Source organism: Legionella wadsworthii DSM 21896 = ATCC 33877 (assembly GCF_000701265.1).
GTDB lineage: Bacteria > Pseudomonadota > Gammaproteobacteria > Legionellales > Legionellaceae > Legionella > Legionella wadsworthii.
In genome coordinates this window covers 229,755-254,580 of the sequence record NZ_KL370759.1, presented here as the reverse complement: position 1 = coordinate 254,580, position 24,826 = coordinate 229,755, and the positions used below count along the sequence as shown (strand labels likewise).

Sequence of the window (24,826 nt, the reverse complement as noted above, 5' to 3'; positions counted from 1 at the left end):
TATCCTTTAGCCGATATAGTTTGAAGTATAGATTTTTTATGAAAGAGCCATTGAAGGTGTTGGTTTTTCAGGCATCAGTTTTCTTCGTTTATCTATAATACTATTTAAAATTCTTAATTCAGATACTGCGATGGTTTTCTTCTCTTCCAGAGAAGCAATTATATTTTCCAATGATTGAATCATTTGAGATGCCTTTGATATTTCTGTATCTATAAATAAGGATTCGCTGCTATATAATTGCATCGGGGAATAGCCCAATGATTGCCTTCCCATGTATCGATCAGTTCTACTTTGGATTGAACACACGCTCTCCATATTTTTTTGGAATAGCTCTTCATTAGTTTCTACCTCTTTATAAGAGAGTAAATGTTTCTGTTTTTTTTCCTGAAATTGAATCAATCGCTTTCTTTCTTGCTTTAAATCTTCCTGACTCTTATCGAGTCTTTCTTCCAATGAAACAAAATGTGGACCATAAGACCGATTGAGCTCAATTAATTGGTTTAAATCAAGAGAATTAAAATATTGACGAAGCTCATAAGGGGTTTTATTTGGAAATTTTGACATTTATTCGTTTCCTAATATTTAACGAACGAAAATAATATCATTTATTTTAACCAAATAAAAAATTATTTCTCCACTATGATCACTCATCAATCATTTGTGAGTAAAAATATGTAATTAGGAATATCATTAAAATGATTGTAATAGAAGAAATACGAAACAAACAATGACTTATATCGTTTCAGGTAATGATGAGGAGTCATGAGTCACTAATGTATGAAGCAAATTAATTTTTATTAGATCCGCTAAGGTCTTAGTTTCCATTTTCCGCATTACGTTAGCTCGGTGAACTTCCACTGTTGAAATTGATATATCAAGATCATTCGCAATTTGTTTGTTTAATTTTCCTTCAATTACTAAATCCATGACTTGTCGCTCCCGCTTGGTTAAGCGATCAATGCGCTCCTGGTAATTAGATTGAGACTGAATGGGACAATAGTGAATTTTTTTGAGGCATTTCTGTGTAATTTCTAATATATGCTGGTGGTTTACAGGCTTAAGAATAAAATCACTGGCCCCAGCCTTCATAGCGCGAACAGCCATCGGAATATCACCATAGCCTGTAATTATAATCGCGGAAAGTTGATTTTTTAACGGGTTTATATGCTCCAGTAACTCCAAACCACTCATGATGGGCATCCGCACATCGATAATTAAACATCCTTTTTGAGCGACATCATAATGATTTAAAAACATTTTGGCATTTTCGTAAGTGTTCACTGGAATATTCACGGATTCAAATAACCAACGAAATGACTGGCAAACTTCCGGATCGTCGTCTACCACAAAAACAGCAGCATCAGCAAAATCCATATATCATTTTCCTTAATAAACTTATTTCATTTAATTAATAATTCAAATAGAAAAAAATGAAAAATAGATTTTTCAAACCATTTGTTCATTATGGATAATACTTTGAACTGATTTGAATAACTTTTCTATCCATTTTGATTGGAAATATATTAAGGTTTACCCACAGCGTTCCAAGGTAAAATCCAGCTATTCATTTTATAATAATGACTTAAATAATAACCAGATAAATTAACTTAGCATAAAGAAAATATCCAATTTCACCAGGAGATCTATTCATGGAGAGAAAAATAGCAGTAGTTACTGGCGGTACCGGAGGAATAGGTACTGCAATTTGTAGACGTCTGGCCACAAATTATAAAGTAATTGCTTGTTACTTTAAAAATGGTAAACATGATGAAGTGTTACAATGGCAAACAATACAAAAGAAAGCAGGTTATGATATTGAAATTCTCTTTGCTAATTTGGTGAATTTCTCCGATTGTGAATCGCTGACCAATTCGATAATCGAACGGTTTAACCGCATAGATATTTTGATAAATAATGCTGGAGCTACTTGTGACGTGAGCTTAAAGAAAATGGAACCCCACCACTGGCTACAAATTATAGATGCCAATTTAAACAGTACATTCAATATCACACGTAATGTATTGCCCTATATGATTGAAAAAAATTACGGACGAATCGTTTCTATTTCATCAATCAATGGTCGTAAGGGGCAATTTGGCCAATGCAATTATGCAGCAACCAAATCGGCTTTATTCGGTTTTACAAAGAGCTTGGCTCTGGAAGTCGCGAATAAAGGCATTACTGTCAATACAATCTCACCAGGCTATATCGAAACCTCGATGATCACTACCATGAAAAAAGAAACACTTGATAAAATTACAAGCAGTATTCCTGTGGGACGACTCGGAAAACCGGAGGAAATTGCAAATGCAGTTTCATTTTTAGTCAGTGAAGAGACCGGATTTATCACTGGCGCTAATTTGGATATTAATGGCGGGCAATATATGAGCTAAATTTTTTTCCTTGAATTATACAAAAAAAATGATGTGAAGATTACGAGAAGGATCTCTTTATTTTAAACATAATTTTAAATCTGAATTGATTTATCGGAGATCCCTCACTACGCCCAATATCATCTAGAAATCTTTCCCACTCTCAACACCTCAAATACGCCAGGATAATTCATTCTTTTTTCTACCTATGTGTAATAAGATAGAAATAGAAAAACATTTATAAATGATTGTAAGACAAGCAACAGTAATGAGACATTGATTTGCATTTTCAAGGAGATGAAACATGCCAAAACTTCATCCTAATATTGAACTTCTTGAGGTAAAAAAAGATGAACTGCCTGAGAAAATTGCCTCTTCCTTGACTAAAGGAATCACCAAAAAAAGTATATTACGGGATCAGTTTGATGCTTTTTATTTAATAAAACATCCCGATGCATTAACCGTAGAGGATGTATTTAGGGGATATCTTTCAAGTGAGGAATTAAAGAAGCCATCGCTTGACTCCATAAACCATGTTTATTCAATCAAACTTGAAAGTGCCTTCCTTGAGGTACTTATTCCTCGAATGGCGCAAAAAATGTTTGCAGGTATTTTAGTAGTCCCAGAAAATTATTTTCATGTAGATAAAGACCAGACTATAGGTGTGATTTCGAAATTCATTCAAAGTTTCTCTGAGTTTCTAGCCCAAAAAGAGGAGGTCCAAAAAGAATCTCTCTTTGAGCGAGAATTGTTACCCAGAAGAGCTCATTTGGCGCTATCCGCTGAAGAAGCAAAAATACTAGGACAATTATATGCAGTTGCCTTAGTGTTTAATTTATGGGATTTATTAAACTCCAAGTTACTGAATTCCGGGTATTGTCTTGGTTTAGATAATGTAAAAAAAGCAGCTATTGTTGACTTCGGATGTTCTGGTATCCTGAGTTACAAAGGGCGTCATGTGGATACCTTGCCCTTGGATGATCCTTCTTTTTCCCCAACTAAAAAAATAGATTATTCTTTTTTTGGTCAAACTTACCGGGATCATTACCGTCATGGCTATGCATTACCATTTGATAAATTAGTAGCTCCTCTTTTACCTCATACCGTAATTTCTGATTTATTCAATATGTCAGAAAAAGACTCAATCAGCCAATCTATGCTTGATGGTTTTTGTCTCGCAATGACTACAGCAGAAAAAAATATGGCGCAAAATCCGCATTTACTGGAGGAGGCTTTAAGCGAATCTTTTAATGCAATAACCCTGGACTCGGCAGTACAAGCTGAAGAATTGAAATCTCACTTGAATGCTGAGTTTTACGGCAAATCTGACAAAAGTACCTTTAATCTTATAGACATTCTCAAACAACGGCTTATGAGCGCTCAATTGCTCATTCCCCCTTTTAAAGCGGGAATACCGGCGACAGAGCTACACGAAGAGATTAGGGATACTTATTATTACTCCCAGGTATAGTTCAATCCTTCGGGCAAGAGAATTTGCTATTTTTGGGATTTATGTATATTACTTTAGTATTCTGATGCACCCCATTGGTGCATTCTATAAAAAAATTTCAAAGTGTGAGGTATGTAAATGATTTTTAATCCTCTTGATAATCGGTACCTTTACAATATTTATGATTTTAATATGCGTCTGCTTCAGCCTTATTCAGATTATTTTGCCAATTTATCAAAAAAATACCGCAGGATTTCTGACAATATTAATTTACCTGTACGCATTCCTTATATGTCTGAAGATGACAACAGTACCTTAAAAAAATCTTTAGAAACCACCTCAAGCCATTTTCGTAGATTATCTGGTTACTCCTATATATTTCATATGATGACTAATGTTTATGACAAGCCAAAATTTGAAATTAATGAGGTGAAGATCAATGATGAATATTATGATATACAAGAAGAGCTTATAGATAAGAAAAGCTTTTGTCATCTAATTCGTTTTAAAAAAGTACAGGGGGATCAACTACAACTCCCAAAAATGCTCGTTGTAGCCCCTATGTCGGGTCATTATGCAACATTATTACGAGATACAGTAAAAAATTTACTTCCCTTATACGATGTCTATATTACCGACTGGAAAAATGCTCGCGATGTTCCCTTGGTCGAGGGTTCATTCGACTTGGATGACTTTATTGATTACATTATTTCTTATTTAAATTTACTTGCACCGAATTTAAATATTATGGCAGTTTGCCAGCCTACAGTACCTGTTTTAGCCGCTGTAGCCCTTATGTCGACCAATAATTCACCAAATCTCCCGCGTTCCGCTATATTGCTAGGTGGACCTATAGATACCAGTCAATCTCCTACTTCAGTCAATATATTGGCATCATCTCGCGGGGATGATTGGTTCCAACAAAACGTGATCTCCATTGTGCCTTCTCGTTTTCCTGGTGCAATGCGTCTTGTATATCCTGGATTTATGCAATTGGCAGGATTTATGAGCATGAATTTTCAACGCCATGTGGAATCCTTGCAGAAAGCAGTGGATCGCTATGCAGAAAATCAAAAAGAAGAAGCATTTAAGATAATTAAATTCTACCTTGAATATTTTTCAACAATGGATCTGACTGCTGAATTCTACATGCAAACAATAAATACTGTTTTTCAAGAAAAATTATTAACAACAGGACGGTATAAGTCACGTGGCCATAACGTCCGTTTGCAGGATATAAAGAATACCTCTATTTTAGCAATTGAGGGTGAAAGAGACGACATCACTGGCGTAGGTCAAACAAAATCCGTATTAAGTTTGTGCAGGAATTTGCCTGATTCTTTAAAAAAATATTTCCTAGCTCAAGGTGTTGGTCATTATGGTTTATTTAATGGGAAAAAATTCCGTCAGGTCATTATTCCTGAAATTTATGAATTTACCAAGGCGCATCAAGATACGTAGAAGTTAAAATCATATTTCATTTTGATCTTATTATGGCCATATTATGATATAATTGATTACTTATCAAAATCTATTTCTTATCATGCAATACAAAATAACGGAGCAATTTGCACGAGGAGAGGAAAAAGCAATTGCCGAGTTTTACGATTTATATGACTCTCGAATATTTCTGGCTCAAAAAATTGCAGACGCAGATCTGGAAAAACAAAAAATAATTTTTAGAGTTTATGACGATTCTGAATTGGTTCATGAATCAAACAGAGCCCATATATCCATTTCGTATGCCAAGTATGCAGAAGGTAATGGTGATCTGGCTTTGGCTCAATTGCCAATTCATTTGATGATTCAGTCAACCCCTTCCACTCAAAAAATAAACATTGCCAATTTTCATATCCGAAACGATGCTTATTTGTTTGTTACTCAAAAATGCGAATTAGATGATCGCATCAAAGACAATACTCTTTTTTTTATTTATCAAGAAAAGAATTTAATCGATACCGTTAGTAAAACAGTAGTTATCAATCGAAAAAAAGAAGCAGCACGCTACACAAGAAATGAAAATAAAGCAGTATTTCATCCTACCCCTCTATCCATCCGTCCTAAACCTCCTGGGGGACCCAGTTATTGCTGGATCGAAGAAGACGACGAAAACTAGAATGTACTTAATTTTTCTTTATTGACCATTTATGTTACAATCTTGCAGGGCAATAGATGGGAATATCCGGTGTTCAACTTAGTTCCTACAAAAAATACTCAATGGATAGCCAGTCTTTATTTTTTTCAAAGTCTGCCTTATGTAGTTGTTACTTTAATTGCTACCCTCATGTATCAGCAGTATGGAATGTCTAATACAGCGACTGCGCTTTTAACCAGTCTATTCATGATCCCTTGGACAATTAAACCAATATTTGCTCCTTTTTTAGAACATCTGGCGACTAAAAGAAAATTAACTCTTTGTTCTCAAGGAGCTTTAACTGTACTTTTTTTCTTTTTAGCATTTTGCGCTGATCCTTTTTCTCTATTTTTTAGCTCCTTAATTTTTGCAGTACTTGCTCTTATTTCTTCCTTACATGATATTGTTTCTGATGGCATTTATTTACTTCATCTCAATAATGAAGAACAAAAAAGATATGTCGCCTTGCGTAGCTTCTTCTACCAAATGGGCCGATTAATTATAAAAGGGGGATTGCTGGCATTTATAAGCAGCCTGGCGGTGCACTATCACATTAATGTTTGGCGTTTCTTTTTCTTAAGTTTATTTATCCTCGGATTAGGACTTACTTTATTTCATCAATCCAGATTGCCTGAAAAAAAGATTCAAATAGAATCATCCAAGCTGAATTATGCTCACGTTTTTAAAACAATTGTTCTCAATACTAAAACTTATCCCATTCTTTTTTTCATTTTTTTATACAATATTTCTGAAGCACAGATGCAGAAAGTAGTTCCCCTATTTTTATTAGATAAAGAAGGATTAGGACTTAATTTAACTCAAGTGGGACAACTTTACGGGGTTCTAGGCGGTATGTTCTTAATGCTCGGCATTTTTATTTCGGGATGGCTTATTACCCGTTATGCACTCGAGAAATGCTTAAAAATAATCACCATTCTTTTGCTCTTAGGCCACTTGCTCTATCTGTTATTTCCCTATGCCCCTGCCAGCTCTGCTTTACTTTATTTTGTCGTCTTATCGAATCAATTCACTGTCGGCTTAGCCAATGGGAGTTATATGGGGTATCTCTTAAAGATTGCTAATAAAAGCGAATATCCCATGTCCATGTACACTATTTGTACTTCTGCCATGGCGCTCAGTTATGTTATTTTTGGTGCATTAAGTGGCTGGATTGAGCAAAAATTTGGATATTCCAACTATTTTCTTTTTATTTTTATTTTAAATACACCCCTGGTACTCATGACCTGCAAAATGATGAACTCTTATGATTAATACACTCTTGAGCTTGGAAAATGAACTGGTGCAAGCTTCCTCTTTAACTGATTGTGATAACGCACTTTTTAACTATTTACATAAAAAAGGGATTACTACCTGTTCCTTTACTTACTATACATATCATCCCCATTCAGCCAATCATTTGAAATATGACATGTGTTCTGCCAATTTCAAATTATGGCATCAGCACTACCTGGCTGAGCAGTACCATCATATCGACAGTACTTTAAATTTTGTCTATAACAATCATTTACCGATTTATTGGAATTTAAAACAGCAATTGGCGCAAGCAACCAGTGTATCAGAGCGAAAAATGCGGGAGGACTCTATTGCATTTGGCGCAGAAGCAGGACTATCAATCCCTATTCATGGGCCACATAACAATTTTGCTATTTTATTATTGGTCCAAATGCAAAATCAGCAGTGTCATCTACAAGAAAGCGGCGCGCAATATGAATTCTTTGTTGCGGCGCATCACTATTACCATTACATGCAAACCCACCTTTTAAATCAAGTAAGTGAAAAAGATGCATTTCATTTGACTCAAAGGGAAATTCAATGTTTGTTGTTGATCGCAGAACAACTCTCTGTTCGCGAAATATCGCAACGGCTGGAAATCAGTGAACGCACCGTCAATTTCCATATTCAAAAAATCAATAAAAAATTGGGCGCCAAGAATAAATACCAATCCTTGGCTAAGGCATTAGAACACCAATTGCTGACTTTATGACCCCTGTCATAAATGTCAGTGGTTACTTTCCATCGACAAGCATTAAAATTTAACCACTTGTATATTGGAGAACCAAAATGGCTTTATTAAATAAAATGATGCGTTTAACCTTTTTTGCTGTTACCCTCATACCCACGACAGTGAATGCAGCTTTAACTTTATACACCACCAATTGGTCTATGTATGGTCAAAACCCTTATGAATACGACGGGGCTTATAAAATAGGGAAACCTTATGGTCAATTAACTTATGTTTCCAACCCGGACATGGTGGCTCAATTTAATAAAGCGGATGTACTTGTTTGGAGTTTCTTACAAGTATGGAACAGCAAAGATCCCAATCAGGCTCAATATCAAATCCCCTCGAGTTGGGATGGTTTCATGCACTTTTCCGATCTTTGGGGTGAATTGCCGTTAGAAGGTTCCTGGATATCGCCCTTGCCACCTGAAACTAAAGATTTCCTCGACTTTTGTTCCGCAAATCAAGGTGCATGTACATCGGTACAAATGAATGGAAACACGGGACAAAAAGAACTATTCAACTATTCTGATCAAAAAGGAGTAGGACAGCTTAACAGTTTTGGAGCATTCATACATTCCAAGAAATATACCGGAAAACGAATTATTGCCGTAGGTGGAGCCAATACCATTGAGAATAAGGGCATTAGTACAGCAACTTTTGCTGCGATATTTTCTAATCAAGATAAATTTTTAAACCAATTTAAATCCTGGATGAATCATTTCCATAATTTAAAGGGAATAGACTATGATTTCGAACCGCCCATCGATCTGCAAACGGGCGGCCAATTACCTCCTGATGCGAATACCTTAACAGACTATAAAAATCTTTTTAACCTCGTGAAAAAAAGCCGCCAGGTTTTAGGCAAAGATGCTTACATTTCTGTAACCATCACGGTAAATAAAGAATATTTGGAAACAATCAATCAATCGGTTGACGGGGGTTGGTTTAAACAGATAGCAAATTATGCCGACAGTGTGAATTTAATGACTTACGATTTACACGGGCCATGGTCGCATAGTAGCGATCCTTATACCGCAGTACATGCTTATTTAAAGCAACCCGATACGGGCCGCAAAGATGAATTTGCAATTAACTATGCAACAGATTCCATCACAGACCAAGTGCTGGGGTATGGAATGCCTAAGGAAAAATTACAAGTAGGTCTTGCAGCATATGGTCGTGGCTTTTCAGGAGTTGAAGCGGGTGATAACCCTTCCCTTCCTGGTTTTGAACAGCCTTGGTCAGGTGCCAGCCATTTTGCTTCTGAGTATTCTTCACAAGATGGACTATTACCTTATAAGGCAGTTGAAAAATTGGTAAGCCACCTACCTTATTCGATGTATCACATTAATGCTTTGGATGAAGATAATAATTCATTCATCACTGGTTCTTATCTTTACAATCCTACATCAAAACAATTTATTGGCTATCAATCTCCTGATGTAGTCAAGGCGGTATGTCGTTTTATTCAGCGCAAACAGCTTAAAGGAGCCATAATGTGGAGCGCTGATACTGACTTACCTGTCTCCAATCCTAATAGCCTGGTTGCAACGTTCAAAAAACTTTGTAATTAAATCAAGAGCACCTAGGTCATCGAACAAGTGCTGATATTATTTATGGTAAAATTTCCCGCGTAAGCGGGAATTTCTCTTTAAATAATCTCATACCACTTGAGAAATGGAGTCCCACCTACACGGGATGACAGGAGAGGATATTTTATTTAGTTGTCATTCCCGCGCAGGCGGGGAATCCATCCCTAAGCAATCCCGTACCTTGCTTGAGAAATAGAGTCCGCCTATGCGGGAATGACAACACTTTGAAACACTGATATTACGGGATGACAGGAAGGATGTTATACATCGAACAATATTGTTATTCCTGCGCAGGCAAGAATTTATCTTTAAATAATCCCGTACCAATTGAGAAATGGATTCCCGCCTGCGCGGGAATGACAGGAGAAAACATGTTGTTATTGAATCGTTAATTGCCATTCCTGCGCAGGCAGAATTCCATCCTTCAAGTAATGCATACCGCTTGATAAATGAAGTTCCGCCTGCACGAGATGACAGGAGGGGATATTTTATTTGGTTGTCATTCCCGCGTAGGCGGGAATCCATCCCTAAGCAATCCCGTACCTTGCTTGAGAAATAGAGTCCGCCTATGCGGGAATGACAACACATTGAAACACTGATATTATTTTCTAACTTGACGTCTCAATTCCATTAACTAATATTAAAATATAAAATATTTTAAGGGATTAAATTGCCATCGCTTCCCTCGACATCCCAATGGAAGATGATTCTAGTGGTTCTCTCATTAATCACAATTTTAATTTATATCACATTAAAAATATTGCATTGGCCCTATGCAGAGATTCCTTTACTCTTCCTTATTATCGCAGGTGGAATTCCCCTATTTTTACAAATATTATTCAAATTAGTGCATGGAAATTTAGGTGCAGATGCTTTAGCCGCCATTGCTTTAGTAACAGGAACGCTGCTTCATGAGTACCTTGCAGTAGCACTCATCATTCTCATGTTGGCAGGAGGACAAACCTTAGAGCAATTTGCAATGCGTAAAGCTTCATCTATTCTAATGGCGCTTGCTGCGCGCTCTCCAACGATAGCCCATCGAAAAATACAAGATCAAATTGAAGAAATTACTTTAAATGAAATTGGTATCGGCGATAGTTTGGTCATCTTTCCCTATGAAATTTGCCCTGTTGATGGAACTGTGGTCGAAGGACATGGCGTCATGGATGAATCATACCTTACCGGTGAACCTTTTATGATATCAAAAGCCCCTGGAACTCCAGTCATTTCAGGCGCAATTAATGGGGACTCTCCTCTAACAATTCACGCTGACAGGTTACCCTCTGATTCACGTTATGCAACAATTGTCGAAGTACTTAAGGAAGCAGAACAAAAAAAACCCTCTCTAAGACGTCTTGGCGATCAAATTGGAGCCATATTTGCTCCATTTGCGTTATTATTTGCGGGGGCTGCCTGGTATTTAACAGGAGATGAAATGCGCTTTCTTGCTGTGATAGTCATTGCCACCCCCTGTCCTTTACTTATTGCCATTCCAATAACATTAATTAGTGCGATATCGATGGCAGCCAAGCTAAGCATTATTATTCGCGATCCGACAGCCCTGGAACGGCTACCTACATGTCGAACTGCTATTTTTGATAAAACGGGTACCTTAACCTATGGTAAACCCTCTCTTTCCGATATCCATCTTGCTCAAAATTCATCTCTAAGCAGCGATTATGTTTTACAGCTTGCAGCCAGTCTTGAGCGCTACTCGAAACATCCTCTTGCGCCCGCAATTCTTGCTGCAGCTGAAGCACGTCATTTAAAGCTACTTGAAACATCACTAGTATCCGAAAAACCGGGACAAGGGTTAACCGGAGTCATTGCAAGCCATAAAGTGCATGTAACAAGCCGTAATAAATTTTTACGCTATTCTCCCCAGAGTGCCAATGTGCTTCCACCCGAATCTCCTGGATTGGAGTGCATCATCGTGTATGATGATCACTTTGCAGCTTCTCTGGTTTTTCATGATGCACCTCGAAAAGAAGGAAAATCATTCATCAGTCATTTAACCCCTTCCCATCAATTTAATAAAATAATGCTCGTATCAGGTGATCGGGAATCCGAAGTAAATTATTTGGCAAAACAACTTAATGTGAAAGAAATCCGTGCCTCACAAAGTCCTGAACAAAAACTCGCAATTGTCCGCGAAGAACGAAAAAAAGCGCCTACTGTTTTTATGGGTGATGGGATAAATGACGCTCCTGCGCTTACTGCAGCAACTGTGGGTATCGCATTTGGTCAATTAAGTAATATTACTTCAGAAGCAGCAGGTGTCGTCATTATGGAAAATAATTTAAAAAAAGTGGATGAACTCATTCACCTCAGTTTAAATGTCCGTAAAATCGCTTTACAAAGTGCTATTGGGGGAATGGTTCTCAGTATCATCGGCATGAGTTTTGCCGCTGTTGGATTCATTAACCCGGTAACAGGGGCAATTCTTCAAGAAGTCATTGATGCATTAGCCATAATTAATGCCCTGCGGCTTGCTTGGGGCGGTAAGATTAAAATTGATTTACCCCCTGTTCCACATTCTGTTAAGGGTTCACTTTTCTGAATTTAAACAGGAGTTGCACTATAATTTATATAGAGCCATTAGTTTGAGGATTTGAAGATGAACTCGGGTATGGAAAAAGATCTCTATCAAGCCACTATTCGGATAGAGAATAATGTTATTTCCACCGTAACAGGGAAAGACATTAATTTTTTGAAAATACATTTAAGTGAAAAATGCGATTTGGAACAATCAGGTGTTGAAGGAGAAATTACTGAACTGTCTTCAGGTAAAATCGTATATAAATGTCATAAACAAACAATTATAGATCAATAAAGTTTTTAAATTTTCTTATTGTTTCGTCAAATTATCACATTGATTTTAAATGATTGTGCAAACATCAATGAATGCAGACTTTTGTCCTGTTAAGCTATACTATAAAAATTATTTTGGGCAGAAGGAGCCGCCATGAAAATTTATCTGGTTCAACATGGGGAAAGTCTGGACAAAGAAGTCGACCCTGATCAACCCCTGAGTGACAAAGGAATTACTGACATCGAAAAATTGGGACATTTTCTTTCTAAACATAAAATAGAGATCAATCACATAATCCACAGTGGAAAAAATAGAGCGGAACAAACAGCAACTATTTTGGCTCCTCTTTTGTCTATTTCAAAAATTGAGTTTTACCCCAATTTGGGACCGCTCGATGATGTAAATTTTTTTGCAGATGAAATCAACAAGCACCAACACAACATACTGCTTGTCGGCCACATGCCCTTTTTATGTAAATTGATTGGTAAACTCGTTCTCCTTGATGAGAATAAATCAATAATTTCCTACGTGCCGGGTACAGTTGTCTGCCTTGAAAAAACAAATGAAGGAAAATGGCTGATTCTTTGGATAAAACGCCCAGACAGGAAAATAAATTAAATTTCTAATCCACACATCAATGCATTTGCATAGCTGTCGCCTGTGCTTAGGGAATCAAATACTTGATCAGACAGTGAATTGAAATTGCCTTTTCCTAAATAAAAAAAGCGATATCCACATTCAACGGGGAGGGTAAAGAAAGATCGATTGAATTTAATATTTATTCCTGCAGTGGCGCTAAACTGCGTAATTGTATCCCGGGAATAGATGTGATCTGGAATTGTTTGATTATCTAGCGACTCCTCCCTAAAGTGACGTGCAGTGAGTATATTAGGTCCTACACCTGCATCAATGATTATTCCATAATTCGGATTTTTGGTATTTATGGCTGCACGAGCCATAATGTAAATTGGAATATGGTCCACATCATAATGGTAAGATAAATTTTCAAATAAATCTTCTTGTATTACAGAACCATGAACCGAGGTTTTAGCAAGATAATAAGCATTCAATCCATAGGCTAAATCAAAATTTGGATTATGATATGCATTCACCATATAACCCAGGCCAACTAAATAATTTTCCCCGGTATGATCGGTAACGGTGAACTCATCTCCAATGAGCCCTTCAATATTAATATGCTGCGCTTGGCCTTGATGGCCCCAATAACCACCCAATTGGACTAACCCATAGCCATTTATAGGATTAGGCTTTTCTTTTTTATTATGATGGTGACCTGCTGAGAAGGCGATGGAGGAATTTAATCCCAGCAAGAACAGAAGGCAACTCATTTTTTTAAAATTTAAAAACACAATTCTTCCTATCCTAAAGCCAAAATATGTCAAGGCTGAATCCAATCAAGAACTCCCTATTTTATTTTTCAACTCTATCAATCTTCAAAAAAAATTACAACCGATTGTGAGTAGCCGCTTATAACTCCAGGATGAAATTATGCGGTATTTATATGCCAATATCTGCTGCATAAAAATTATAATAATGTATCAAGAATGGATCCTTATCAGCTAAGCTAATATATAATTAAATAATCAATACCAAACAAGGAAGTCTAATATATGTACAAACAAATTATGGTGGCAGTGGATGATTCTGAAGCGTCAGTCCTGGCATTAAAAGAAGCAATTAAACTTGCGAAAAATCAAAAATCAAAAATATGTGTGATTCATATAGTAGATACACTCTATGAAGGGGATGTCGATCGCGAATCTTTTGTTGAGCTCACAAAGCAACAAGGTCAACAGGTATTAAATTCAATGAAAAAAATTCTAAGCCGATCGAAAGTGGAATTTGATATGAAACTTACTGAACTCACCCCGTCAAAACCTCAAATAGCTGAAAAATTAATTGATGAAGCAAAAGGATTTTCTGCTGATTTAATTGTCATTGGCACTCATAGCCGTCGCGGAATCCATCATTTACTCAGTGGCAGTGTCGCAGAGGAAATCATGCGCATTTCTAAAACACCTGTATTATTGATTAAACATTAAAATTTTAATTATTTTTGCTGATTTCTCCTGCCACTTGAATCAAAAAATACAAGTAATGGAAGTGCAGGAGCTCTGATGAAGAGGAGCCACAATTTATCCTGCAAACAAAATTTAAAATCGCAAACCTTTTAAAACCACTATCACGGTTTCCTCTTCGATGAAAAAGTACCTTCTTTTAGAAAACTCATAATTAATTGCTTTGTGAGTTTATTGTTCATGATAAAAGTATGCGTCGAATCAACAATCATCGGCGCTTCTTGACCCTCTAACCGTGTATATTCAGGGGGTACTTTCGCATCATAGCGCCCCGCAATTATTCCTATTTTGATTTTGGGTACAGGCACAAAATGGACGTAGGATGTTTGAGCAGAGCTTAATTCAACCAAAGGTTTAATGGTCGATGTGAAGAGGGGAAATTTTTCTGTAGACCATTTTGCCATAGTCGAACCTTGATTCGGCGGAGCGAGCATAATAAGACTGCCTATATTTTTTAATTGTTTTGATGAGAAATGAGCCAATGCCTCCCGAGTAATAATGCCTCCAAGGCTATGGGTAATAAAATTTATTTTAACCCCAGGATTTTTTTCCATCAAATGCACAATATAATAATTCAAAGAAATACCATGTTCTTTAATGCCATACTTCGCGGAAGGATAATTATAAGAGTAAACTTCATAACCTTGTCTTTGGAGGTAGTTTTTTAATGGCAACATACTCAGCGATGTACGCATCAGACCATGTACCAACACGATGATTTCTCGATGCGCATGAGTTTTGGTTTGGGTCACGTGGGATACAGAGGTATGGTTCCTCTTATGTGAAAAAGCATCAGCGTAAACCAAAGCAGACATCCCACAAAATAGAAAAAGGAGTAATGGTATTCGTTGAAAAATTGAAAGAAGGATTTGAATCATTATCTCCCTGCATTTTAGTTTAGTTGGGTCATTTTAATATAAATATCTATCTAAATAGACTGTTACCTACAAAAATTCTGTGCTCATATTTTCATCTGGGATGTTTTTTTGATTGATGGATGGTTTAAACTGTCTTGGTTCAGGATGAGTTCGCTTATTTTGCAATAGGCAAAATTCCAGGATGGGCTGAATCTGTCAAAAGAAACTTACTAATAAAAAGACTATAAATTGAGAATAGATTCTGATGATTCAGCGTTTTTTCCAGTAGATAAAACGCTTACCGCCTACTTTATTTTGAATGCAGGCGGTACAGTTTAGACATTTTCTATAATTTCATCGTCTCGTCTGCAGTGCATTCCCCAACTGGCACCGACACAGCTAAATATTGCTCCGAGCAAAAATAAAGAAAAGATGATAAATGCACCTGAGGCAAGATTTGCTGGAGTCACATTAACCTCTACTACAGCTTCTTGCTGGCCATTCTTATTTAAAGATGAGATTTTGGTAGTACCCACAGGGGTGGATATTTGATTCACTGTTATGGGCATAGCCACGACTGTACGAGACACAGAATTTGTGTAAGTGACCACATATTGGCTTAATAAACCGATGAGTGCAGCGCCTAGAATTAAAGCGAGAACCCAGGTAGTAAAGCCATAAATGATACCCAAATTTCGTTCAGGGCAATACAGGCGTCCCAAATAACCCGCTGTATAACCTGCAATGATTGTAGAAACCACAATTCCAACTATAATTCCAAGCATGCCGCCTATCACAACAATAATTGAACCATTACTCATCGTTTTAAAAGCGCTCAATCCTATAGCAATTCCAAAAAGATTGAACAAAAAACTAAGACCAAGTGCAGTTAGGGCACCTACAAAGACAGCAGTCCAAGAAATACGTTTATTGGGATGAACTAGGCAGCGTTCTTGAATCGCTGTATTATTTTTTATCATTTGAGACTCCTTATCTCAGGGATAAACAGTGCAGCTCCAGGGCTTTATAAATTTTTCACAGACCTGTGCCTTTAATTTATATCTAAATTTATAGTTTAGTAAATTGTTTTTATTAAAAAATTCACCTCATGTACTTTTATTTTTCGATACAGTTCTTTTGATGATCAGTTTCTACTTCTGCAATTTGATCTACATTACGTACAATATTTTTTGCAATAGTATTCAAAGGCAAATCATTATCATCTTTTCCAAAAGGCTCTTCCAGTTCCTCAGATAAGATTTCTAAACCCAATAAAATATAAACAATCATCACCATCATGGGAATAATTAAAAACCCAAAGGTATCAACCCACCCGAAAGGAAACACAATCGCATAAAAAAGTAATGCCTGCTTGACAAAAAAAGCGAATGCTGGAGGTACATGAGTATTTGCGATACGTTCGCAACCCCCGGTCATATCCATTAAATTGGCCAAATGAACATCCATGGCGAGGTATTGCTCCAGCTGTATTTTCTTTTTTTCCCGTAATTGATTGAGAATTCCATACATTTTTTTAGTAACCAAAAGAACTGGATGTTTTCCTTCGAACTCATGTATGCATAGCGAAAGCAATATCGTGTGGATTTCTGCATTTTCTTTGCGCAAATGTGCTTTAATAACAGTAGGTAATGCGCTTAATAATTCATAAAAATCTGGATATTCGTATAGGCCAACGAAAGTATCAAACTTTAAACCCAAATTGCGGCAATTATTCACAATAGAACCCCATAAAGTTCTCCCTTCCCACCATCTGGCATAGCTCGTATTGACTCTGAAACTGATAATGATGGTTAAAATAAAACTGAAAATGAGGTGGAACTGACCAAGGTTATAGCGCGTTGCATTTTCAAAATAGGAAGCGATGATTACTGCATAAAGGATAATAATGATGATAATGGGTAATAATTTTCTAAAAACTTTTTCCTTATAAAATAAAAAAAGATGAGGTACCCAAGTGAGAAGATTATAAGTTCTCTTTTTCATTGAAGCCATCCAGCTAAAAATTACAGTGTAAGGTTACAACTGTTATGAATCAAAATCCTGATCCATGGTGACATACTTCAACTAAATAATTAATATGCACACTCAATAAAAATTAAATAAGGATATAGTATATGTTGACTTACTTGCTCGAACTTTTAAACCATGGCATAGAACAGTTCGATCACACATTAGAGAATACTCCTGCCCACCAAATTGTTTTCGCTACTGCAGCGCTTTATTTTATTTGGCAGCAATATCCTGCAATGACTCAAACTTATCGTTCGCGCAACAACCTCACTTACAAACAAAGAATCATCGATGCAGCTTATAGTATGGGGAAAAATTTACCTCAGGTAAAAGCCTATCTCGACAAAGAACTCAATAAAGATCTGCAAAGCACTATAGAAAAATTAAAAAAAGTACGATCCCTGATGGCGCTTCAGGACAAAATACCTGAAGAAAGTACTGATCCCCGCCTCATTTTACAAGAATTTGGTATTCATCCCGAAGAATGTCTTTTTAAATTTGGTGCAGTAAAAAATGGGCATAAAGAAAAACAGTTTACTGTCAATCAAGGAGATGGTCAGGACTCAGGCGCCCTTTATGCAGTACACCCAAAGGAATTAACGGAACTACTGAAAGAAGTTTATGCGAAAACCGCTTTGACCAACCCCATGCATGATAAATGGCCGAGAATTGTTGCGATGCAGGCTGAAATCATTCGCTGGTGTCAGGGATTGTTTGGCGGATCTAAAGAAGGATATGGCCTTGTTACACACGGTGGTTCTACCAGTATTATTGAAGCAATGGCCGCTTATGTCCTCCATGCGCGCGCTAAAGGGATTGAACATCCTGAAATTGTTGTTCCTGAAACAGCACACGCAGCGTTTAAAAAAGCAGCTGATTTAACTGGAGCTCGGTTAATCACCGTCCCAGTCGACCCTAAAACTGGGGCGGTTACTGCTCAGGAAATGAAAAAATATATTTCGGGTAATACTGCAGTAATTGTTGGATCAGCCCCTTCCTTTATGAATGGAATTGAAGATCCTATTGAAGAATTGGGTAAACTAGCTCGAGAAAAGGGCGTGCCGATGCACGTGGATGCATGTTTAGGAGGGTTCCTCACAGCATTCCTGGATACATCAAAGAAACCTATGGATTTCCGTGTCAAAGGAGTTACTTCAATTTCTGCCGATTTACACAAGTATGGTTGTTGTCCAAAAGGCACTTCTGTTTGCCTTTTCAGCGAGAACTCTCCTGCTTTGTCTGTTTATGCCGCTTTAAACTGGTCCGGTGGGCTTTATACTACGACTGGTATTTTGGATGGATCCACCAGTGGTGCACGAATTGCAGAAATCTACGCTACTCTTTCCTATTATGGATCGAAAAAATACCAAGAGATTTCCAAAAGTATCATCTCCTTGCGTGAAAGGCTGCAAGAGCGTGTGGAACACTTATCTAAACCTGATGCCTTAGGAAAAAGAGACATTTATATTTTTGGTAATCCTAAATGGTCCGTGTTAGGCTTTCGCAGTGATACCTTAAACCCCCACTTTATTGCTGATGAGTTAGAAAAACGAGGTTGGAAACTCAACTTATTGCAAAGGCCTGATGGATTTCACTTATGTCTAACCCATGTACACACTTTAGTTGAGGATTTTGAAAATCTGTTTATCCTAGATTTACAGCAAGCAATTGATACAGTAAAAAATTATCCTTCTAATAAAAAAGCAGAAGGAAATGTTAAAGTTTATGGTTCAATTGGCATGTTGCCAACGGCAGTGCAAGAAATGGTATGTAGACAATATCAGAAAGCGCGACTTTATTATGATGCAACTTGCAGTAAATTAGGATTGTTTTCAGGCAGTAATAAACAAGAAAAGGAAATGAACGAGCCTGCAGTCACAGAGGAATTCAAAATGTAACTCTCCCTGGCTTCCCGGCTGGTTCGTGTTTCTCCTTCCACCAACCAGCCCTTTCTACTGCGCCTACATGCGACTAGTATCCCTACTGCACCTACATGCGACTTAAGGTATCTCTGAAACTGCGCTTACCTGTGACTTTTTATCTCTACTCCGCCAATCTGTGACTTGTTGTATCTCCACTCCGCCTACCTGTGACTTGTTGTATCTCCACTCCGCCAATCTGAGACTTGTTGTCTCTCTACTCCGCCAACCTGCGACTTGTTGTATCTTTAGTCCGCTTATCTGTGACTTGTTGTATCTCTACTCCGCCAATCTGTGACTTGTTGTATCTCTACTCCGCCAATCTGTGACTTGTTGTATCTCCACTCCGCCTACCTGTGACTTATTGTATCTCCACTCCGCCTACCTGTGACTTATTGTACCTCTACTCCGCCTATCTGTGACTTGTCGTATCTCTACTCCGCCTACCTGCCGCGACTTGTTCGCGGCATCCATATAGGAGCAAACTGAAAAAAATTAAAAATTTCCATTGTTTAAAGGGATTAGATAATGGGCAAATCCCAGATAAGATATTTATAAAAAAAATCTGCTTTTAAATTAGATGGACTTGAATGCCGCGAACCAGACGCGGCAAGTCAATTGAAAAGAAAGCGACGTATATTTATATTACGCCCATAACCTTATTTGATTTTCCACTTCTAAAGACAATGCGCGATGCGCCATATCTGTAGGATGAACAGAATCTGCAAAGAGATAGTTATTGGATGTCTGCTGACATAAAATGGCCAATGAGGCGGTGCATACTGGTGAAGTGACATTTTGAAATAAAAATGGTATTCCGCTCACCACAGTGGGTATTCCTGCCATTGCATTCGTGATTAAATTATTCAGAGCCAAATACGTGTCAAAATACAAAATTTTTGCTCTGTGCCGTTTTACTGCACCCAATTTTTGGTTTAAAAGAGAATTAAACATAAAACTAAGATTTTTTAAATTTGCCGGGAGCGTTGGATCACCGATAGAGGCGGCCAATTGGCTTGCCAGAGGGGTTACACCAATATTAGGCAACGATAGAACAACAATTCTTTGCGCGCCTCGTGCGGCCAGCGTTTCAACTTGTTGTACAATTTGACTGGTGGTTACATCAATCAACTGCAAGAATGCCACAGGATTAAGTTGGGCAGAGATACCAAAAAGCATATCATTTGCACCCGCCCAAATGAAGTATACCGCATGGGGATCCAATTTTGCCGGCGCCGTTGCCAAATAGTGTTGAATTTGGCGCTGAACCGAGGGGGCCCAATAAAAATCAATACCGGGTTCCGCTACCGTTCTACTTCCACCGCAAGCAAAATTAAATCCATTAGGTAACAATACAATTGGAGGCGGCGCTGGCTGCGTGGGATCGATGAAAAGAGGAGTCGTATTATTGGTCATCTGATCATTTAATGAGGGAAAAATTATTCCGGGCGGCAACAGCGGAGTACCTGTTAGATCATGAGCAACATATTGTGCCCAAGTATAACCATGATATGTTGTAAAAGTTGGTGCTTTCTGGTGAAATCCACGAAGCGCAGTAAAGTTATTATTAAAACCACTATCCGTCAGGCTATCACCAAAAAAATAAACTTTGCTGATTTCAGTAAAAGGGATAGCTTGTGCGACATGGGATAACAGGCTGCATAGGGACAACATACCCAAAAGTACAAAAAATTTTTTCCTGGTATGCACGATTATTTTTTTTAATTGACTCATTCGATTATCTCCTTATAAAGCTTAGCAGCTGTATCGTAATCCCAGCGATACAATATTTTCCGTACCCTTGTAATTGGCATTCACTTGGTTTACTTCTAATGGGGCTGGAATACCGGGTACTCCTTCATTGATTTGGCCAATGTTTACAGTGGCTCTACGGATGAAGATATGGGAATAAGCACCATCTATTGAGAAATGGTTGTTTACCAAATAGCTCAATCCGAAATTTAACCAAAATTGATCGATATCCGGAATGAGCGGAGTACGGTTTTGCAAACTGACTGGTGATTGATCATAAGCAAATCCTGCACGTAATGTCAGGGAAGAATTATAACGATAATCCGCACCTACAGAACCAAAAAATGTATCCCGCCATCTTATGGGTACAATATAGACCGTCTCATAGGCATTCGGAGTGGATACAATGAGATCATCTAAGTACTTCCAGAAAGTCACCTGAGCTGTCGCTTTAAGCGTCCACTCATTGATATCCCGAGCCAAACCAACATTTAAAACACCGGGGGTTCTAAATTGATTACTAACGGAAGTATGACTATTGAATAAAAACGTAGTCACAGGTGAAGGGACATCATCCCCTATAATGGTGAATTGTTCACCCTGTCCACTAAGATGAGACTTAATTTCTGAACGATAACTGACCCCCAAACGGGTAAACTGATCCCAGTGAAATAAAGCGCCTACGGTATAACCATAGCCCCACCCATCGCTTTTCAAATGTGTCGGTTCATTTGCTGCAATTATTGCATCAATGGGCGGGACTCCGGTGTTAATTCCATCAAAATGAGAAAAGATAGTTTTTAAATATTGGGCTTGAAAACCTACCCCCAGCGATAATCTATCATTCCACTGATAAGAAAGAGTTGGATTAATATCCACTGAGTTAATCTCTGTTTTGACCGAAGCAAAGCGTAACACTGAATCTTCTGAATACTTATTATATAAGTAAAAAGGTTCCAACACGGCTAAACCTACAGATAATTGATCAACAGGCGTACGCCATCCAATATAGCCTTGAGGAATAAAAACTGCATTACTGATGTTATGTTCTGAAGCATCTCCTTGTACGCCCCCCTCAATTGTGGATGGAGGAATACCAGGCACGAAAAAAGTGTGATTTGCCTCTCCGGCATACATACTGATTTGGGGAATAAATTCGCTGGCGCCAATATAAATTTGATTCTGCTGTAAAGTCGATAATGTTGCGGGATTATTAAATAGAGCAGAGACATCATTAAACGCTGCTGCAGAACCTGCCATTGCAGAGCCTTGCAAACCAGGACTTGTCTGGTTGATCTGAAACCCTCCTGCAAATGCTGGCATCGCAAATTGCGACATGAAAACAGCAATAACAAATTCCTTTGTAAATAATCGGTAATAACGCACCTTTGACTCCTTTCTTCATACAATGTTGCTTCATCAAAAATTCAGCGATACCTTGTCAGATTTGCCAAAAAACTTCAATTTATATTTTCACTAAGTAAATAAGAAAAACTTTATATGTCTGTTACTAAAGTACGACAATTTGTTTCGAAACAGGTTGAACCATAAACGAGAATCGCTCATTTCTTATAATTAAATTTTTCACAAAAGGTTTGCCTGATTGCTCACGGCATTGCGGCCAGTTAATATAGGAATAAATTCATCTAAAGGATTAGGTACATGAGCGATTTTTTTCAAACTCCGCCTCAATTAGGCAATCAATATGCTGAAGATCGCGTACTGAAAACTTATCTGGAATGGAAACTGCCCTCCTCCATGTTGGCTGAAATTAAGCCTGAACTCCATTATCTCGGTCAACGCGTCGTTGAAGATATTTTAAAATTGGGACAAGAGGCTGAAGCATGCCCTCCCAAGCACATACCTTATGATCCCTGGGGTAAACGCATCGACAGAATCGAGGTTTCTCCAGCTTGGAAAGCGCTAGACAAAATTTCTGCTGAGGAAAAGCTCATTGCCATAGGATATGAGCGCCGGCATGGTGCATTTTCTCGCATCCATCAATTTGCAAAGCTCTACTTATTTCATCCCTCATCCGCAATATACACTTGTCCTTTAGCGATGACAGACGGAGCCGCGCGCGCCTTGGAATTGTACGCAGATGATTCTTTAAAAAAACATGCTTTTCCCCATTTAATTTCATCAAATCCAAATTACTTCTGGACTTCAGGCCAATGGATGACAGAACGTACAGGTGGCTCAGATGTAAGCGGCACCTCAACAATAGCAAAGCCCAATGGCACTGCATTTCGCCTCAGTGGTGTGAAATGGTTTACTTCGGCCACAACATCGCAAATCGCTATGACGCTTGCCCGTATCGAGGGGGCCCCGGAAGGCAGCAAAGGACTTAGTTTATTTTATTTAGAACTTCGGGATAGTACAGGTAAACTTAATGGTATCCGTGTCAATCGATTAAAAGACAAATTAGGAACCCATGCTCTGCCAACAGCAGAATTAACGCTTGAAAATACCGCGGCACTTCTGGTTGGAAAACCTGGGGAAGGTGTGAAGAAAATTTCCTCATTATTTAATATTACACGGATTTATAATGCCTGTTGTGCTGTAGGGTACATGCGCCGAGCCCTTGCACTTGCCCGTGATTATGCAACCAAACGTGTCGCTTTCGGCCATACTCTGTCTAAGCATGTACTCCATCTGGAAACATTGGCGAACATGCAAGTCGAATTTACTGGGTCCTTTCATTTGGTTTTCCATGCCATTGAATTGTTAGGAAAAGATGAGCTAGGAGAGGCGACAGAACAGGAACGGGCGATATTGAGACTTTTAACGCCGCTCATAAAGCTTTATACGGCAAAAAAGGCAATTTCAATAGTCAGCGAAGCTCTGGAGGCTTTTGGTGGCGCTGGTTATATTGAAGATACAGGTCTTCCTCAGTTATTAAGAAATGCTCAAGTACTTTCCATTTGGGAAGGCACAACCAACATTTTAAGCCTGGATGCGTTGCGCGCCATGCACAAAGAGAATGCCGCTGTATTTTTATTAGAGGACATCAAACAACGATTAAGTCTTATTAAAAAACAAGAGCTCATTCATTCTCAAGTGAAAATTCAACGCGATAGGCAAAAATTACATAATTACATTCAGTCCATGTCGCAAATGAGTGATGAGGAGCAACAAGCAGGTGCTAGGCAACTTGCATTGGCGTTGGCACAAATTTATGCAGCAAGTTTGCTACTGGAACATGCTGAGTGGGCTATTCAAAATAATAAGGATACTATCCCAGTCATTACCGCAGTTCGGTGGTGTGAAAAAAATCTTCCTGAATTGCTTTATTTCACAAATGACCATAAAAAGGGCTCCCAATTACTGGCCATGGACTACAATAATTTTCATTAAAATACACCATCTACTTCCCGCTACCCTTTCCTATGTCCTGCCACTTGATCGCGGGATCCTGACATCTAGAGAGATACTGGACACCGCGGACAAGCCGCGGTGCGTAGGCTTTATAATACAGCAGACAATTAAGTTATCTCTACTTGCCAAATATCAGATAGCTCTACCTTTCTTGTCGTACTGCATTACATGCAACACCCAGCTAGCCCCTTCACTCAACTTCCGTCTTGCTCTACCATCCTACTGTCCCACGCTCTACATTCATTGCTTTACATTCAACGCCTTCCTTATACTCAACATCCCTGCCCTACACTCTAAGTCTCTGCCCTACACTCTACGTACCTGCCCTAAACTCTACGTCTCTGTCCTACACTCTACGCCTCTGTCCTACACTCTACGTACCTGCCCTACACTCTCGTCTCTGC

Annotated in this window: 21 protein-coding genes; 13 read left to right on the top strand and 8 right to left on the bottom strand. The window is 38.2% G+C overall.

The genetic code is table 11. The features are described from left to right. Window positions 1-36: 36 nt before the first annotated feature. Together BU07_RS0107245 and BU07_RS0107240 are read right to left on the bottom strand one after the other, a co-directional pair. Window positions 37-564: a hypothetical protein gene (locus BU07_RS0107245; RefSeq protein ID WP_031564718.1), complete on the bottom strand. Its 528-nt coding sequence runs from the start codon at window positions 562-564 to the stop codon at window positions 37-39. 168 nt (window positions 565-732) lie between these two features. Beyond that, complete coding sequence (locus BU07_RS0107240; protein WP_031564715.1) at window positions 733-1,374, bottom strand: response regulator transcription factor; 642 nt, start codon at window positions 1,372-1,374, stop codon at window positions 733-735. Window positions 1,375-1,649: 275 nt separating this feature from the next. Here BU07_RS0107240 and phbB point away from each other — a divergent pair, with 275 nt between their 5' ends. The 10 genes from phbB (at window position 1,650) to sixA (ending at window position 13,004) form a co-directional block, all read left to right on the top strand. Continuing rightward, window positions 1,650-2,393, top strand: a complete 744-nt coding sequence (gene phbB, locus BU07_RS0107235; RefSeq protein WP_031564714.1) for an acetoacetyl-CoA reductase — start codon at window positions 1,650-1,652, stop codon at window positions 2,391-2,393. Between the two features lie 283 nt (window positions 2,394-2,676). Continuing rightward, complete coding sequence (locus BU07_RS0107225) at window positions 2,677-3,843, top strand: hypothetical protein (RefSeq protein ID WP_031564712.1); 1,167 nt, start codon at window positions 2,677-2,679, stop codon at window positions 3,841-3,843. Between the two features lie 117 nt (window positions 3,844-3,960). Next, window positions 3,961-5,283: a polyhydroxyalkanoate depolymerase gene (gene phaZ / locus BU07_RS0107220; protein ID WP_031564711.1), complete on the top strand. Its 1,323-nt coding sequence runs from the start codon at window positions 3,961-3,963 to the stop codon at window positions 5,281-5,283. 52 nt (window positions 5,284-5,335) lie between these two features. Beyond that, window positions 5,336-5,938 (top strand): hypothetical protein, encoded by a 603-nt coding sequence (locus tag BU07_RS0107215; protein ID WP_242601846.1) that lies wholly within the window; start codon window positions 5,336-5,338, stop codon window positions 5,936-5,938. A 69-nt stretch (window positions 5,939-6,007) separates the two neighbouring features. Continuing rightward, window positions 6,008-7,228 carry an MFS transporter gene (locus BU07_RS0107210; RefSeq protein WP_031564706.1) on the top strand — a complete coding sequence of 407 codons (1,221 nt, stop codon included), beginning with the start codon at window positions 6,008-6,010 and terminating at the stop codon, window positions 7,226-7,228. Beyond that, a complete protein-coding gene (locus BU07_RS0107205) occupies window positions 7,221-7,961 on the top strand; it encodes a helix-turn-helix transcriptional regulator (RefSeq protein ID WP_031564704.1) in 741 nt (246 codons plus the stop codon). Before BU07_RS0107210 ends, BU07_RS0107205 begins: the two co-directional genes overlap by 8 nt. Window positions 7,962-8,038: 77 nt before the next feature. Continuing rightward, complete coding sequence (locus tag BU07_RS0107200; protein ID WP_031564702.1) at window positions 8,039-9,556, top strand: glycosyl hydrolase family 18 protein; 1,518 nt, start codon at window positions 8,039-8,041, stop codon at window positions 9,554-9,556. A 721-nt stretch (window positions 9,557-10,277) separates the two neighbouring features. Further along, window positions 10,278-12,134 (top strand): heavy metal translocating P-type ATPase, encoded by a 1,857-nt coding sequence (locus BU07_RS0107185; RefSeq protein WP_115262298.1) that lies wholly within the window; start codon window positions 10,278-10,280, stop codon window positions 12,132-12,134. 57 nt (window positions 12,135-12,191) lie between these two features. After that, window positions 12,192-12,407 carry a hypothetical protein gene (locus BU07_RS0107180; protein WP_031564698.1) on the top strand — a complete coding sequence of 72 codons (216 nt, stop codon included), beginning with the start codon at window positions 12,192-12,194 and terminating at the stop codon, window positions 12,405-12,407. Window positions 12,408-12,539: 132 nt separating this feature from the next. After that, window positions 12,540-13,004 (top strand): phosphohistidine phosphatase SixA, encoded by a 465-nt coding sequence (gene sixA, locus BU07_RS0107175; protein WP_031564696.1) that lies wholly within the window; start codon window positions 12,540-12,542, stop codon window positions 13,002-13,004. Here sixA and BU07_RS0107170 read toward each other — a convergent pair. Next, window positions 13,001-13,756 carry a hypothetical protein gene (locus BU07_RS0107170; protein ID WP_031564693.1) on the bottom strand — a complete coding sequence of 252 codons (756 nt, stop codon included), beginning with the start codon at window positions 13,754-13,756 and terminating at the stop codon, window positions 13,001-13,003. The two genes, sixA and BU07_RS0107170, sit on opposite strands and share 4 nt — an antisense overlap. 261 nt (window positions 13,757-14,017) lie before the next feature. Here BU07_RS0107170 and BU07_RS0107165 point away from each other — a divergent pair, with 261 nt between their 5' ends. Next, window positions 14,018-14,449 (top strand): universal stress protein, encoded by a 432-nt coding sequence (locus BU07_RS0107165; protein ID WP_031564690.1) that lies wholly within the window; start codon window positions 14,018-14,020, stop codon window positions 14,447-14,449. 140 nt (window positions 14,450-14,589) lie between these two features. Here BU07_RS0107165 and BU07_RS0107160 read toward each other — a convergent pair whose 3' ends face one another. The 3 genes from BU07_RS0107160 to BU07_RS0107150 all read right to left on the bottom strand — a co-directional run bounded on the left by BU07_RS0107160 (window position 14,590) and on the right by BU07_RS0107150 (window position 17,346). Then, window positions 14,590-15,363 (bottom strand): esterase/lipase family protein, encoded by a 774-nt coding sequence (locus tag BU07_RS0107160; RefSeq protein ID WP_031564688.1) that lies wholly within the window; start codon window positions 15,361-15,363, stop codon window positions 14,590-14,592. Between the two features lie 314 nt (window positions 15,364-15,677). Next, window positions 15,678-16,322: a hypothetical protein gene (locus tag BU07_RS0107155; RefSeq protein WP_031564685.1), complete on the bottom strand. Its 645-nt coding sequence runs from the start codon at window positions 16,320-16,322 to the stop codon at window positions 15,678-15,680. Window positions 16,323-16,458: 136 nt separating this feature from the next. After that, window positions 16,459-17,346 (bottom strand): bestrophin family protein, encoded by an 888-nt coding sequence (locus BU07_RS0107150; RefSeq protein WP_031564683.1) that lies wholly within the window; start codon window positions 17,344-17,346, stop codon window positions 16,459-16,461. A gap of 131 nt (window positions 17,347-17,477) precedes the next feature. Between BU07_RS0107150 and BU07_RS0107145 the strand changes: the two genes are divergently transcribed. Continuing rightward, on the top strand, window positions 17,478-19,271 hold the full coding sequence (locus BU07_RS0107145; RefSeq protein WP_031564681.1) for a pyridoxal phosphate-dependent decarboxylase family protein: 1,794 nt from the start codon (window positions 17,478-17,480) through the stop codon (window positions 19,269-19,271). 666 nt (window positions 19,272-19,937) lie between these two features. Here the strand turns inward: BU07_RS0107145 and BU07_RS0107140 are convergent. Both BU07_RS0107140 and BU07_RS0107135 read right to left on the bottom strand, forming a co-directional pair. After that, window positions 19,938-21,026, bottom strand: a complete 1,089-nt coding sequence (locus BU07_RS0107140; protein ID WP_031564678.1) for an SGNH/GDSL hydrolase family protein — start codon at window positions 21,024-21,026, stop codon at window positions 19,938-19,940. A 21-nt stretch (window positions 21,027-21,047) separates the two neighbouring features. After that, the gene (locus tag BU07_RS0107135; protein ID WP_031564676.1) at window positions 21,048-22,430 is read right to left on the bottom strand and encodes an OmpP1/FadL family transporter; all 1,383 of its coding nucleotides are present in this window, start codon (window positions 22,428-22,430) and stop codon (window positions 21,048-21,050) included. Window positions 22,431-22,706: 276 nt separating this feature from the next. Between BU07_RS0107135 and BU07_RS0107130 the strand changes: the two genes are divergently transcribed. After that, a complete protein-coding gene (locus BU07_RS0107130) occupies window positions 22,707-24,401 on the top strand; it encodes an acyl-CoA dehydrogenase family protein (protein ID WP_031564674.1) in 1,695 nt (564 codons plus the stop codon). Window positions 24,402-24,826 lie beyond the last annotated feature (425 nt).

What these genes read in the sequence shown, in the direction of transcription:
- BU07_RS0107245 (WP_031564718.1), bottom strand. Translation starts at nt 564, where the DNA reads ATGTCAAAATTTCCAAATAAAACCCCTTATGAGCTTCGTCAATATTTT.
- BU07_RS0107240 (WP_031564715.1), bottom strand. Translation starts at nt 1,374, where the DNA reads ATGGATTTTGCTGATGCTGCTGTTTTTGTGGTAGACGACGATCCGGAA.
- phbB (WP_031564714.1), top strand. Translation starts at nt 1,650, where the DNA reads ATGGAGAGAAAAATAGCAGTAGTTACTGGCGGTACCGGAGGAATAGGT.
- BU07_RS0107225 (WP_031564712.1), top strand. Translation starts at nt 2,677, where the DNA reads ATGCCAAAACTTCATCCTAATATTGAACTTCTTGAGGTAAAAAAAGAT.
- phaZ (WP_031564711.1), top strand. Translation starts at nt 3,961, where the DNA reads ATGATTTTTAATCCTCTTGATAATCGGTACCTTTACAATATTTATGAT.
- BU07_RS0107205 (WP_031564704.1), top strand. Translation starts at nt 7,221, where the DNA reads ATGATTAATACACTCTTGAGCTTGGAAAATGAACTGGTGCAAGCTTCC.
- BU07_RS0107200 (WP_031564702.1), top strand. Translation starts at nt 8,039, where the DNA reads ATGGCTTTATTAAATAAAATGATGCGTTTAACCTTTTTTGCTGTTACC.
- BU07_RS0107185 (WP_115262298.1), top strand. Translation starts at nt 10,278, where the DNA reads ATGATTCTAGTGGTTCTCTCATTAATCACAATTTTAATTTATATCACA.
- BU07_RS0107180 (WP_031564698.1), top strand. Translation starts at nt 12,192, where the DNA reads ATGAACTCGGGTATGGAAAAAGATCTCTATCAAGCCACTATTCGGATA.
- sixA (WP_031564696.1), top strand. Translation starts at nt 12,540, where the DNA reads ATGAAAATTTATCTGGTTCAACATGGGGAAAGTCTGGACAAAGAAGTC.
- BU07_RS0107165 (WP_031564690.1), top strand. Translation starts at nt 14,018, where the DNA reads ATGTACAAACAAATTATGGTGGCAGTGGATGATTCTGAAGCGTCAGTC.
- BU07_RS0107160 (WP_031564688.1), bottom strand. Translation starts at nt 15,363, where the DNA reads ATGATTCAAATCCTTCTTTCAATTTTTCAACGAATACCATTACTCCTT.
- BU07_RS0107155 (WP_031564685.1), bottom strand. Translation starts at nt 16,322, where the DNA reads ATGATAAAAAATAATACAGCGATTCAAGAACGCTGCCTAGTTCATCCC.
- BU07_RS0107150 (WP_031564683.1), bottom strand. Translation starts at nt 17,346, where the DNA reads ATGAAAAAGAGAACTTATAATCTTCTCACTTGGGTACCTCATCTTTTT.
- BU07_RS0107145 (WP_031564681.1), top strand. Translation starts at nt 17,478, where the DNA reads ATGTTGACTTACTTGCTCGAACTTTTAAACCATGGCATAGAACAGTTC.
- BU07_RS0107140 (WP_031564678.1), bottom strand. Translation starts at nt 21,026, where the DNA reads ATGAGTCAATTAAAAAAAATAATCGTGCATACCAGGAAAAAATTTTTT.
- BU07_RS0107130 (WP_031564674.1), top strand. Translation starts at nt 22,707, where the DNA reads ATGAGCGATTTTTTTCAAACTCCGCCTCAATTAGGCAATCAATATGCT.